The organism is Streptosporangium sp. G12 (assembly GCF_052983175.1).
The window spans coordinates 148,862-161,968 of the sequence record NZ_JBRIQO010000002.1; the positions used below are offsets into that span (position 1 = coordinate 148,862).

At 71.5% G+C, this 13,107-nt stretch carries 9 protein-coding genes; 5 read left to right on the plus strand and 4 right to left on the minus strand.

The features are described 5' to 3' along the window. Window positions 1-60 precede the first annotated feature (60 nt). Complete coding sequence (locus ACVCAG_RS03850) at window positions 61-444, plus strand: hypothetical protein (protein WP_440084548.1); 384 nt, start codon at window positions 61-63, stop codon at window positions 442-444. After that, complete coding sequence (locus ACVCAG_RS03855) at window positions 441-1,403, plus strand: WXG100-like domain-containing protein (protein WP_440084549.1); 963 nt, start codon at window positions 441-443, stop codon at window positions 1,401-1,403. The genes ACVCAG_RS03850 and ACVCAG_RS03855 overlap by 4 nt, the downstream gene beginning before the upstream one ends. A gap of 100 nt (window positions 1,404-1,503) precedes the next feature. On the opposite strand, the gene ACVCAG_RS03860 is transcribed toward ACVCAG_RS03855, so the two are convergent. From ACVCAG_RS03860 to ACVCAG_RS03870, 3 genes are all read right to left on the minus strand, one after another. Next, a complete protein-coding gene (locus ACVCAG_RS03860) occupies window positions 1,504-1,863 on the minus strand; it encodes a YbaB/EbfC family nucleoid-associated protein (RefSeq protein ID WP_440084550.1) in 360 nt (119 codons plus the stop codon). Then, window positions 1,863-4,196, minus strand: a complete 2,334-nt coding sequence (locus ACVCAG_RS03865) for a protein kinase domain-containing protein (protein WP_447189455.1) — start codon at window positions 4,194-4,196, stop codon at window positions 1,863-1,865. Before ACVCAG_RS03865 ends, ACVCAG_RS03860 begins: the two co-directional genes overlap by 1 nt. A gap of 147 nt (window positions 4,197-4,343) precedes the next feature. Then, window positions 4,344-5,597 (minus strand): S8 family serine peptidase, encoded by a 1,254-nt coding sequence (locus tag ACVCAG_RS03870; protein WP_447189456.1) that lies wholly within the window; start codon window positions 5,595-5,597, stop codon window positions 4,344-4,346. 282 nt (window positions 5,598-5,879) lie between these two features. Between ACVCAG_RS03870 and ACVCAG_RS03875 the strand changes: the two genes are divergently transcribed. The 3 genes from ACVCAG_RS03875 to ACVCAG_RS03885 all read left to right on the plus strand — a co-directional run bounded on the left by ACVCAG_RS03875 (window position 5,880) and on the right by ACVCAG_RS03885 (window position 11,451). Further along, the gene (locus tag ACVCAG_RS03875; protein ID WP_447189457.1) at window positions 5,880-6,884 is read left to right on the plus strand and encodes a methionine synthase; all 1,005 of its coding nucleotides are present in this window, start codon (window positions 5,880-5,882) and stop codon (window positions 6,882-6,884) included. Window positions 6,885-7,049: 165 nt separating this feature from the next. Beyond that, window positions 7,050-9,230: an NAD-dependent DNA ligase LigA gene (gene ligA / locus ACVCAG_RS03880; protein WP_440084554.1), complete on the plus strand. Its 2,181-nt coding sequence runs from the start codon at window positions 7,050-7,052 to the stop codon at window positions 9,228-9,230. 139 nt (window positions 9,231-9,369) lie between these two features. Continuing rightward, window positions 9,370-11,451, plus strand: coding sequence for a putative bifunctional diguanylate cyclase/phosphodiesterase (locus ACVCAG_RS03885; RefSeq protein WP_447189458.1), 2,082 nt, complete (start codon window positions 9,370-9,372; stop codon window positions 11,449-11,451). Window positions 11,452-11,582: 131 nt separating this feature from the next. On the opposite strand, the gene ACVCAG_RS03890 is transcribed toward ACVCAG_RS03885, so the two are convergent. Next, window positions 11,583-12,998, minus strand: a complete 1,416-nt coding sequence (locus ACVCAG_RS03890) for an ATP-binding protein (protein ID WP_440084556.1) — start codon at window positions 12,996-12,998, stop codon at window positions 11,583-11,585. Between the last annotated feature and the right edge of the window lie 109 nt (window positions 12,999-13,107).

Consider the following 13,107-nt stretch of genomic DNA (forward strand, 5'->3'; position numbering starts at 1 on the left):
TTCGCAACAAAGGATGACTAGCATCACTCCCTAAACGTGTGTCACGTTCAGGGGGACCTCTTGGCATACTCTCCGGAACCGACGGACATCAGTCCGGCCGACCTGAAAAAACGCAAGGAAGACTTCCACACCGAGAGCGACGAGCTCGGCACGGCCTTCGCCAAGGCCATGAACGACCTCGAGGCGCTGGGGGCCTTCTGGGGCAACGACGAGGTCGGCCAGAAGTTCGCGGGCGCCTCGGGCGGCACGGGCTACCTCGCCGCGAGGGACGAGGCCAAGTCCCACGTCGAGGGCATCAGGGACGGCTATCGCAAGATCGGCGACAACCTGGGCCTGGTCGGCGACAACGTCACCGGGGCCAACTGGGCCACGGTCGAGGAGATGGTCAAAGCGGTCGTCGGCCCCAAGATCAGCGTTCCCACCAGCAAGGCCGAGCTCGAATGAGCGGCCTGGGACCGCTGGGGGCCCCGGGACCCCTGGGGGCGGTGGGGGCGTTCGCCAAGGCCAACCCGGTCAAGACCGCGATGGGGGCCGGCTCCATCGGCGGCGCCGCGTTCGTCACGTCCATGCTCGGCGTGGCCTGGCCGGAGGGCGACCCGGACAAGCTGCGCAGCGCGGCGGACATCTGGGAGGGCCTGGCCGAGACCATCGAGCGCGCCGGCGCCGACGCGAACGGTGTCGCCGAGCAGGTCTGGAAGAACAACGGCGGCGCGGCCGTGCAGGAGTTCGAAAAGCTGTGGACGGGAAAGATCCGTCCCTACCCCGACGAGGTCGCCAAATTCTGCAGGGCGATCGCCAAGGCCTGCCGCGACTACGCCCAGTCCGTGGAGATCACCCAGTACGTGCTGATCGTGCTCGCCATCCAGGCCTGGGTGAACATGGTCTACACGGTGGCCTGGGCCTGGGCCACCGCGGGCATCGGGGCGGCCGTGCAGAAGCAGATCATGGACAGGTTCCTCAAGGGCCGCGCGATCCTGCAGATGAAGATCTTCAAGATCAGCGTCGAGAAGATCATCTACAACTCGTTCTACTACCTTGGCGACAGCCTGGCCTACGCGGGCGGCCAGCAGGCGCTCCAGTGGAGCATCTTCGAGCTCGCCGGGGTCAAGAAGGACCTCACCGGCAACGACGTCACCGGCGCGGGCGAGAACTTCAAGCAGTTCGGCCGGGGCTTCGCCAGCAACATGGCCTTCAACGGCGCCTACGACCTGACCAAGATCGGCCCCTGGGGCAAGGCGTTTCCCGGTGATGCGGCGGGCAACCTGATGTCCCGGCTGGTCGGCTCGGGGATGTACACCGTGGCGGACAACACCCTCCAGGGAGATCCCGCCCTCCCCACCTGGGAGCAGTGGATCTCCAAGATCATCGTGCACGGCTCCCGCACGGCCAAGCCGCCCGCCTGACCGGGGCGGCGCACTTCCCGTACCTCCGGAAGTCCGGCCCCGGGCCTTTGCCCGGGGCCGGACCCCGTCGTCGGGGCCGGCCGGTGAACCGGCCGGCGGGTCAGCCCCTGAAGGGGTCCTCCAGGAGTGAGTTCAGCAACGCGCCGGTCTGCTCGGCCGCGTCCCTGGTCGCCTCGCCCGAGGCCTCCAGGATCGCCTCCGCGAGGGCCTCGGAGCCCAGGCGGAGGGCGCGCGGGTCGATGCGGAGGGCCGCCAGCGCGCCGCTGGCCAGTACCTCCACCGACACGTGGCCGCCGGCCGACTCGCCGCGCCCCCTGGCCTCGGCCAGGTTCTGGCCGACCTCCTCCATCCGGGTCGTCTGCTCCTCGATCACCGCGAGAAGCCGGTCCGTCTCCGGATCACCGGTCGGTGAGTACGGCCCGCCGGACATGCCCGGCACGCTCTCCCGCTCGCCGCGCATTACTTGCAACTCCCCCAGTCGACAGCGGAGGAACCGGCGGGGCTGCCACCGTTGAAGCGCACGCACTTGCCCTGGGCGGACAGGACGACCGGGCCCGCGTAGTACTCGTAGTTGCCGCGGTCGCTCTTGGACAGACCACCCTGCACCTCGAGGGTGGCCCAGAGCGGGGACGCGACGCCCACGTTCGCGCTCTTCATGGTGACCACGCAGGTGTTCTTCGTGACGCCGTTGAAGAGCTGGTAGACGATCCCGCCCTTGAACGGGACCTGTCGCTGCACCGAGTAGTTCAGCCCGCAGACCTTCTCCGGGGTGTAGGGGTTGATGCGCTGCGCCGGCGGCGGGGACGACGAGGGTCGCGCGAACGTGGGCGTGGGCGTGGTGGGCCGCACCGTCGGTTTGCTCGTCTGCGTGGGCCTCACTGTCTGCGTGGGCCTCACTGTCTGCGTGGGCCTCACCGTTTGGGTGGGTCTCACCGTCTGCGTGGGCCTCACCGTCTGGGTGGGCCTCACTGTCTGCGTGGGTCTCACTGTTTGGGTGGGTCTCACTGTCTGCGTGGGTCTCACCGTCTGGGTGGGTCTCGCCGTCTGCGTGGGCTTGACGGACGGTCTGGCCGGAGTCGGAGTCGGGGTGGGAGTCAGGCCGGGAGTCCCCTGGGGCAGGGTCGGCGTCGGGGTGGGATCCGGCCCCGGAGTGCCCGGCGGGGCCAGGGTGGGGGTGGGGCTCGGGACCGGGGTCGGCGTCCCGGTCGGAGGCTGCTCAGGCTCGACGGTCAGGGACGGGGTCGGCGTCGGTGTCGGCTGGACCGCCGACGTGGACGACGCCGCGGCGGAGGGCACCCCGGCCGTGGGCGTCGGCACCGCGGGCGCGGTCGGAACCGTGGTGAGCGGCGCGGTCGGCACCGGCACCGGAGGATTGGTGTACGCGCCGATGGTCGGGACCTGGGGCAGGCCGGTGGGGGCGTCGCTGGGCAGCTGCAGCGGCCCCACCTCCGCGACCTGGGGGTCGGGCGTCGTCCCCCAGGGCACGGTCACCTTGCCCGCGGGGTCGTCACCGGTGTTCTGCACCGGGTCCTGCCCCTGCGGCTCGTCCCGTGACTGGTCCGCCAGCCCGAGTGACACCTCGGGCATCGCGCCGTCGGCGGAGGCCCGCTCCAGCTCGCTCAGGGCGGTGTACCGCCCGGCGGCCCACAGTCCCAGTCCGGAGAGCAGGACGATCACGCCGACGCAGGCGGCCAGCGCCATCGAGAAGTTGCCCGTCCTCGGACGGTTCCCGGCGGCCTTCGCGGGCGCCGGGGCCGGGGTTTCGGGAGCGGGGGACGCGCCTCGGGGAAGCTGCGGAGCTCCCCAGACCGACGTCGCGGGCTCCGTCTGTCGCGGTACGGCCGCGCCGGGGGTGTTCCCGTCCGGCGGGGAGTCGTCCCCGCGCGTGGCCCCCGTGACGTCCGTACCCGGCCGCGCCTCCACGCCGCCACCCGCTCCGATGTCCGTTCCGGTACCCGAGACGGTGCCGGAGACGAGGCCGGGGAGAGGGAGGAGCGCGGGATCGGCGGCGGCGCCGGGGAGGGAAGCCGACGCGTCCGGCGCCTCGGGCTCACCGAGCAGGCGCAGCATGGCGGCCTTGGCGTCCGGGCGCTCCTGCGACCGCTTGTCCAGGCAGGAGACGAGGACGGGCCGGAGCTCCGCGGGCAGGCCGGCCAGGTCGGCGGGGCCTTCCAGGACCCTCTCCGGCCGGCCGCCGAAGGGCGGTCGCCCGGTCGCGGCGTAGACGACCGTGGCCGCCCAGGCGAAGAGGTCCGCGGGCCTGCTCGCCTCCGGCGCCGAGGGAGTGGCGGCGGCCTCCTCGCGGATGTGCTCGGGAGCGCGGTAGTCCGGCTCCCGCTCGCCCGTGACGGGGTCGAGCCCGATGTCGAAGACGCGGGGACCGTCCGGGCCGAGCAGCACGGTGTCCGGGGTGAGCGACCCGTGGGCGAGGCCGGACAGGTGGAGGGCGGTCAGCGCGGTGAGCGTGCCGACGGCGAACCGCTCCAGCGCGTCCCCGGTGAGCGGCCCGTCCCCGGCCACCGCCTGCCGCAGCGTGGGTCCCTCGATGTGCTCGCGGACCACGTACGGGCGGTCGTCGAACCAGCCGACCTCCAGCAGTCTGGCGGTGTGCGCCCCGGAGGCGCGCTTGGCGGCGTGCAGCTCGTTCGTGATCCGCTCCCGCACCCGGGGGTCGGGGGCCTCCGGCTCGGCGGACAGGAGGCGGATGACGCGGATGGTGTCGTCGTCGGGAAGATGTCCCAGGTAGACGGCGTGTCCTGGATCCGGGTCGAGCCGGCCGGCCAGGATGTACACACCGATGCGCTTAGGATCTTCAGGCAGTAATGGGTGCAAATACCCCATTGCATTCCTTCCAGCACAGCTGTCAATAAAGCCGCTTTAAGCTAATCGGGCACCATCCAACCAAATTTGACGCACTAGATCGTGTTTTTAATACGTTTGTCATGTTTGGTTCTCGGCGGAGCCGGGCCGCCAGCCCCTCCGGCGCCCCATCGGGACGGCGATGCCCGCCACGGTGACCAGGACGCCCACGGCGAGCGCTCCCAGCGCGACCCAGAGCGAGATCGAGATGGCCCGGGAGTCCTCGGGAGGCGCCGGCCGCACCGCGTCCCCCGGCAGCGGGGCCGCCTGGCGCGGCGCGAGCGCCACCTGCTCGGACGGCAGGATCGCCGAGACCGCCAGCAGCGGGTTGACCATTCCCGCCCCGGTGCCCGCCCCCGCGCCGCCGTTGGCGGTCAGCTCGACGCGCCGCCGTACCCGCACGTTGTCCAGCCCCGGGTGGCGGGCGCGGACCAGCGCGACCACCCCGGCCACGTACGGGGCGGCGAAGCTGGTGCCCTCCAGGTTCTCCCGGTAGGCCCGCCCGGCCCAGGTGCTCGTGACGCCCTTGCCGGGGGCCAGGACGGAGACGGGGGTGACGGCGTTGGACGAGTCGGCCCTCGCCCCGTCGGGTCCGGCGGCCCCGACCGAGAGGACCCCCTCGTAGGCGGCCGGGTAGGCGGGCCCGGGGGTGCCGTCCTCCTTCTGCACGTTGCCGGCCGCGGCCACCACGACCGCGTCCATGGCGAGGGCGTAGGTGACCGCGTTGCGCAGGTCGGCGTGGTCGCGCGCCTCGACCGACACGTTGATCACGTCGGCGCCCAGCTCGGCGGCCCGCACGATGGCCAGGGCCAGCCGGCCCACGTCGCCGGTGCCGTCCGAGGTCTGCTTGATGGAGATCAACCTCGCCTGCGGCGCCACCCCGGTGAAGGGCACCCCCTTCATCTCGGCCGCCGCGATGATGCCCGCCACCGCCGTACCGTGGCCGAGGCAGTCGCGGGCCCCGGTGGCGGTCAGGTCGATCGACCGGGTCCTTCTCAGCTGGGGGTGCCTGGTGTCCACCCCGCTGTCGACGACCGCGACGGTCACCCCGGCGCCCTTGGTCAGCTCCCACACCTCGGGGAGGCTGAGCCGCCGCTGGGCCCAGGACTCCCCGATGCTGGTCGTACCGCGCCCGGGATTGCACCTGACCGGCGCGGCGCCCGTCCCCGCTGTGCCCGCCTTCACCGTCGAGGCGCTTCCCGCGCTTCCCGCGCTTCCCGCCTTCACCGTCGAGACGGTTCCCGAGGTCCCCGGCCCCGTCTCTGCTCGCGCCTCCACCTCGGCCACGGCCGGCGGTGCCGCGATCGCCGCGAGCACCAGCACTGTGACGAGCATCCGACCGATCACGAAACGCCCCCAGAACGACCCGGAACAAACGGTCCCCGAGCGAAACGGCCCCCACGCCGAGACGCCTCCAGAGCGAGAAGACCCCAGAAACGGGTGAATACCGGGCAGCACCCTACTCAGCTTGATCGCGTGCCGTCACGGCGCGGCGGGATTCTCCCGGACGGAGGCGCGACCCGGCGGTCATAAGCTGGCGTGGGCGGGCGAGCCGGACAGGCGCCGGCGGGTCCCGCCCACGTCCCGACGCGAACCGATGTGAGACCAGGAGCAGGCTTGAGCCAGTACCCATGGGGCGAGGCGACCGCGACCGGCATCGGGTCGCATCCGGGGGAGGACCACGCGGAGGCGGTCAGGGTCGCCTTCGGCGAGTCGCCCGCGCTGCCGTACCTGCCCGAGCTGCCCGCCCGCGGTGTCGGCGCCGACATGATCGGGCGCACCGCGTCACTCCTGCTGGAGCTGCCCGTCGAGGTGCAGCCGTCGGGCTGGCGGTTCGCCGACAGGCCGGGCCGCGACTTCAAGCGCGCCCGTGACCATCTCGTACGCGACCTCGACGGGCTGGAGGAGGTGACCCAGGGGTACGAGGGGCCCTTCAAGATCCAGGTGTGCGGGCCGTGGACGCTGGCGGGGGCGATCGAGCTCCGGTACGGCGACAAGACGCTCGCCGATCCGGGCGCGGTGCGCGACCTGGTGGACTCCCTGACCGAGGGGCTCGCCGCGCACGTCGCCGACGTGCGCCGCAGGGTGCCCGGCGCCTCGCGGATCGTGGTCCAGATCGACGAGCCGGGGCTGCCCGGCGTCCTCATGGGCACGGTGCCGACCGCCTCGGGCTTCGGGCGGCTCGCCGCCGTCGACCGCCAGATCGTCGCCGACCGGCTCGGGGCGGTGCTCCCCGAGGGAACGTTCACGGTCGTGCACTGCTGCGCCCCCGGCGTGCCCTTCGGGGTGCTGCGCACGGCGGGAGTGGGAGGCGTCTCGCTGGACGCCCACCTCATGAGGAGGCGCGACGAGGACGCGATCGGCGAGACCGTCGAGGCCGGTACCGCCCTGTTCCTCGGTGTCGTGCCGGGAGCGGACACCAGGCTCCCGGACGTCGACGTGGTCGCCGAGCCCGCCGTCGGGCTCTGGCGCCGCCTCGGCTTCCCCGCCTCGACCCTGGCCTCGCAGGTCGTGCTCACCCCCGCCTGCGGCCTGGCCGGGGCCTCGCCCGCCTACGCCAGGGCGGCCCTGGCCGCCTGCCGCAAGGCCGCCCGCGTGCTGCAGGACGACCCCGGCGAGTGATCCGTACGGCTCCCGTACGATTCCCCGCGCGCCGCTCGCGACCGCGCCCGGCCGGTGTCGTACGGGAGCGGCGAGGGCTTGTCCAACTCGGAGCAATGGCGGGATCACATTGTCGGTGCTCGAAGATACGTTTGTCCTGGGCCACGACGAGGGGAGAGACGGGCGATGGGCGCTGAGGTCGAGGGTGTGCCGGTGTCGGCGCTGGAGCGGCACGCGGAGCTGACCGAGCTGGTCGAGGAGGCCAACTGGCGTTACCACGTGCTCGACTCGCCCACCGTGAGCGACGCCCAGTACGACGGGTGGATGCGCGAGCTGCGCGAGCTGGAGGAGGAGAGTCCGACCCTCCGCACGCCCGACTCGCCCACCCAGAAGATCGGCGCGCCGATCTCCAGCGAGTTCACCCCCGTCAAGCACCTGCAGCGGATGGAGAGCCTCGACAACGCCTTCAACGCCGACGACCTCGCCTCCTGGCAGGCGAGGGCCGAGCGGCTGGCCGAGCGCGACCCCGCGCCCTACCTGTGCGAGCTGAAGATCGACGGCCTGGCGATCGCGCTGCTCTACGAGAAGGGCCGCCTGACCAGGGGCGCGACCAGGGGCGACGGCCGCGTCGGCGACGACGTGACGGCCAACGTCCGCACGATCGCCAACGTCCCGCACCGCCTGACCGGCGACGACGTGCCCGACGTGGTGGAGGTCAGGGGCGAGGTCTACATTCCCGTCGAGGAGTTCGAGAAGCTCAACGAGCAGCTGGTCGAGGCGGGCAAGGCGCCGTTCGCCAACCCGCGCAACTCCGCCGCGGGCTCCCTGCGGCAGAAGGACCCGCGCGTCACCGCGCAGCGGCCGCTGTACATGATCGTTCACGGGGTCGGCAGGTGGGAGGGCGCCACCGCGCCCCGCGCCCAGTCGGAGGTCTACGAGCGGCTGAAGGGGTTCGGCCTGCCGGTCAGCGACCTCTACAAGGTCGTCGACGACCTCGACGGCATCAACGCCTTCATCGAGTTCTACCGCGAGCACCGCCACGACCCGGCCTACGAGATCGACGGCGTCGTGGTCAAGGTCGACCGCATCGAGCTGCAGAACAACCTGGGCTCCACCAGCCGGGCCCCGCGCTGGGCGATCGCCTACAAATACCCGCCGGAGGAGGTCAACACCAAGCTCCACGACATCCAGGTCGCGGTGGGCCGCACCGGCCGGGTCACGCCGTACGGCGTGATGGAGCCGATCGTCGTGGCGGGCTCGACGGTCGAGCGGGCCACCCTGCACAACGCCTCCGAGGTGGCGCGCAAGGGCGTGCTGATCGGCGACACCGTGGTGCTGCGCAAGGCGGGCGACGTCATTCCCGAGATCGTCGGCCCGGTCGCCGACCTGCGCGACGGCACCGAGCGCGAGTTCGTGATGCCGGAGCGCTGCCCGGAGTGCGACACCGAGCTGGCGTACGAGAAGGAGGGCGACGCCGACCTGCGCTGCCCCAACACCCGGGCATGCCCCGCCCAGCTCCGCGAGCGCATCTTCTTCGCGGCCGGACGCAGGGCGTTCGACATCGAGGGGCTGGGCTATGTGGCGGCCACCGCGCTGACCCAGCCGCTGCCGCCGCAGGAGCCGCCGGTCCGCACCGAGGCGGACCTGTTCGACCTGACGATGGAGCAGCTGCTGCCGATCAGGTCGGTGGTCCGCGACCCCGACACCGGCCTGCCGAAGACCGATCCGGAGAGCGGCGAGCAGAAGGTCGTCACCTTCTTCGCCAACCAGAGCGGCGAGCCGAGCAAGAACGCCGAGAAGATGCTGGAGCAGCTGGAGAAGGCCAAGGACCAGCCGGTCTGGCGGGTGCTCGTCGCGCTCTCCATCCGGCACGTCGGCCCGCCGACGGCCCAGGCGATCGCCGACGAGTTCCGCTCGATCCCCGCGATCGCGAAGGCCTCCGAGGAGGAGCTCGCCGCCGTCGAGGGCGTCGGACCGCGCGTGGCCGCGGCGATCCACGACTGGTTCACGGTCGACTGGCACCGGGAGATCGTCGAGCGGTGGGCGGCCGCCGGGGTCCGGATGGTCGACGACCCCCCGGCCGACCAGCTCCCGCAGACCCTGGCCGGCCTGACCTTCGTGGTGACCGGCACGCTCGCCGGCTTCACCCGCGACGAGGCGGGCGAGGCCCTCGCCGGCCGGGGCGGCAAGGTCTCGGCGTCGGTGTCGAAGAAGACCTCCTTCGTGGTGGTGGGGGAGAACGCCGGTTCCAAGTTCGACAAGGCGGTCAAGCTCGGTGTGCCGATCCTCGACGAGGCCGGCCTGCGGGTTCTGCTGGCCGAGGGGCCCGAGGCGGCGTCGGAGATGACGGTGAGACCCGAGGAGTAGGGGTCGTCCCGCCGGTGTCTCGAAGTGCTGTGTCTTGAAAACGTGCGAATTCCTCGTGACGGAACGTGCGCAATCGGTTCCGCGAAGTGGCCCGCAGGCCGTACTCTCCCATAATGAACTAATGGGGGTTTTGTTACTCATGGCCGACCCAACCGACACTCGCGACACCGGACCGCGACCGGGAACGCCCCTGTGGGCCTACCTCGCCGCCGTCATCACGATCGGGCTCACCGCTCTCGTCGTGTCCCTGCTGCGCATAGATGTGGCCGAGGCCGCGGAGCTCGTCCGCAGCCCGCTGTTCTGGATGCTCGCGGCCCTGGTCGTGCTGGGCGAACTACGGCCGGTGGTCCTGTCGTCGTCGATGACGGTGGGCGGCACCTACCCGTCGACCATGTTCACCTTCGCCGCGCTGCTCCACTACGGCCTGCCGGTCGCCGTGCTGCTGCAGGCGGTCGCCATGGTCGTCAACGGGGCCGTCACCCGCAAGGCGAGCCATCGGGTCATGTTCAACATCGCGCAGGTGACGCTGGCCTGCACCGCGGCCGGGCTGGTGCTCGGGCTGTTCGGCGACCGGTCCGTCGCGGTGGCCTCCTGGGTGCCGGACGGCTCGGACCTGCTGGCGATCGGGCTGGCCGGGCTCACCTACTTCGTGGTCCGGGCCCTGCTGGTCTCCGGCGCGGTGGCGCTGCACGAGCGCAGGTCGATCCGCCGGGTGATCAAGACCACGATCGGGCACCAGAGCCTCGTCTACGCCGGGCTGCTCGGCCTGGCCCCGCTCGTCGTGGTGGTGATGAACCACTCGCCGGCCCTGGTGCCGCTGTTCCTGGCGCCGATGCTGGCGGTCTACTTCACCGCCACCATGTCGGTCCGCCGCGACCACCAGGCGATGCACGACGTGCTGACCGGGCTGCCCAACCGCAAGATGCTCGTGCTCAGCACGGAGGAGGCGCTCGCCGAGGCGCGGGACGGCGAGCGGGTCGGCCTGTTCCTGCTCGACCTCGACCGGTTCAAGGAGATCAACGACACCCTCGGGCACCCGGTCGGCGACCGGCTCCTGCAACTGGTCGCGCACCGGCTCACCCACAGCGTCCGTCCCGGCGACGTGGTGGCCAGGCTCGGCGGCGACGAGTTCGCCGTCCTGCTGCCCTCGGTCAGGGACGCCGCGGCGGCCAGGGAGGTGGCGGCGCGCCTGCGGGTGGCGATCACCGAGCCGGTCCGGCTGGAGGGCATGAGCTTCGACCTGGACGCCTCGTTCGGCATCGCGATCTACCCCGACCACGCGCCCGACTTCGAGATGCTGCTGCAGCGCTCGGACGTGGCGATGTATCTCGCGAAGGAGGGCAGGACCGGGGTCGAGATCTACGCCGCCGACAAGGACCGGAACAGTCCCGAGCGGATCAACCTCCTCGGTGACCTGCGCAGGGCCATCGACCGCTCCGAGCTGAGGTTGCACTACCAGCCCAAGCTCGACCTGGCCGGAGGGCAGGTGCGGGGGGTGGAGGCGCTGCTGCGGTGGCGCCACCCGGAGCGGGGAATGATCTCCCCCGGCGAGTTCGTGCCGATGGCCGAGCAGTCGTACCTGATGCGCCACCTCACCGGATACGTCATCGACGCCGCGCTGGAGCAGGCCGCCCACTGGTGGCACACCGGCCTGCACGAGCAGATCTCCGTCAACGTCTCGGCCCGCGATCTTCTCGACTGCGCCCTCTCCGACCAGCTGGGAGAGGGGCTGGCGCGCTACCGGCTGCCGCCCAAGGCGATCCAGCTGGAGGTCACCGAGCGCATCCTGATGACCGACCAGGCCTACACCGACGGCGCCGTCCGGGCCCTGACCGCGCTGGGGGTGCCGCTCGCGCTGGACGACTTCGGCACCGGCTACTCCTCGCTGGTCCGTCTGCAGCGCCTTCCGGTCGCCGAGGTCAAGATCGACTCCTCGTTCGTCCGCCGCATGGGCGAGTCCAAGGACGACGAGCGGATCGTCCGCTCCATCGTCGACCTGGTCCGCTCCCTCGGCCTGCGCTCGGTCGCCGAGGGCGTCGAGTCGGCGGAGGTGGCCAAACGCCTGGCCGACATGGGCTGCGACCTCGGCCAGGGCTGGCTGTTCGCCGAGCCCATGTCCGCCGCCGACGCGACCGTATGGTTGCGCAAACACCGGGCCCTCGCCACGCACGACCTGAGCTTCCTGCGCCGCACCGAGATCCTCGACCCCCAGCGGGCTTAGCCCTGCCCCGGGTTCCGGCCGCCTGGCGTCGGAGACGTCCACGCCCTCGGACGGCCCCGCGCGGGTCGCCGAGGGATTGATCCGCCCGCGACCGTCGCGGTCCTCGTCGGCGGCGTAGATCCCGGCGCCGGCTAGTTCCACGCCCGGATGAGATCGTCGGGGCCGTACGCGGCGGTGAGGCCGGAGCAGGAGACCCCGCCGCGCGATACCGCGACGAGCGGAACCAGCTCGTCCGTCAGGGCCGCCCTGTGTCTGGCCAGCGCGGCGAGGTCGCGGTCGTCGAACGAGGCGTTCTCCAGCCACTTGATCGACCCCAGGAAGCACAGCCGCCGGGCGATCGGCCCCCTGTCCGCGCCCACGATGTCGATCTCCACGTCGTTGCTCCTGGTCCAGTAGGAGCCGATCGCGGGTGCCGCCGGCAACCTGTCGTCGGGGAGCAGCCGGGCCAGCGATTCGCGGACGAGGGGTTCCACGGCCCGGCCCCGCCAGGTGCTCCACTGCGCGGCGACCCGCCGCATGGTCAGGTCACCCCTGCGGCGCTCGATCTCGGGCATGTGCGGCCGGATGAAGTGGAGCCAGAAACGCAGGTAGGCGTCGGTCACGCGGTATCGGCGATCCTTGGAGGGGCGGGTGGACAGCGGCAGCTCACCGGCCACGAGCCCTTTGGAGGTCAGAAGCTCGGCCGCCCTGGAGAGGGTGCTGTGCGAGATCCCGCCCGCGCTTCTGGCGATGTTGGTGAACGTGCGCTCGCCGCTGCCGATGGCCCGCAGCACCTCGCTCGCCTGGGCGCCGGAGGGGAACTCGGCCGAGAGGGAGCGTTCGGCGGACACCAGGAGGGCCGAGACCGGGTTCGTCAGCGCGGCGTGCAGGTATTCCCAGAGTGACGCCCCGCGAGGCCACTCCCCGCAGACGAGCGGGAGCCCGCCGGTGACGAGGGCCGCGTCGAACGCGTCGGCGGCCGTGAGACGGAGCATCTGCTGGATCTCACGGGGGTTGAGCGGCCCGACGATCATTTCGGTGCCACGCTGGTGGAAGGGGCGCTCATAACTGTTCAGCGCCTCCATCATGGACAGGTCGGATCCGATGAGGATCAGCAGAACGGGCTTGCGGCTGAGGAACCGGTCCCAGGCGCGCTGGAGCAGTCCCTCGAAGGCGTCCACGCGGTCCATGAGATAGGGGACCTCGTCGATCACGACGATGGACGGGGTGTCATCGGGAAGCGTGTCCGCCAGCAGCTGCAGCGCTCCGTTCCAGGTGCCGGGCGCCGCCTCGGAGAACGCGTCCCGGCCCGGCAGGTCCGACGTCGTGACATCGGCCGTGAACTGGTGGAGCTCGCTCTGGGCGTCCGCCCGCGCCGAGGTGTAGAAGAGCGACGGCAGGCCGCTGCGGCCGATGAACTCCTCGGCCAGGGCCGATTTGCCGATCCGCCTGCGTCCCCGGATCAGCACGCACTGCCCGGGACGTCCGGTCGTCGCCTCCGCCCGGACGCGGTCGAGCAGGGATCCGAGAACCGTCAGCTCGTGCTCCCTGCCGATGAACTCGCCCATGCGCTCCAATACTTCCGTTGGCGATACTACTGCTGGAGATACTATCGCCAGCGATAGTATCTCCAGTGAACATAGGAGCGTACTTCTAAGAAGTACGCTCCTATGTGCT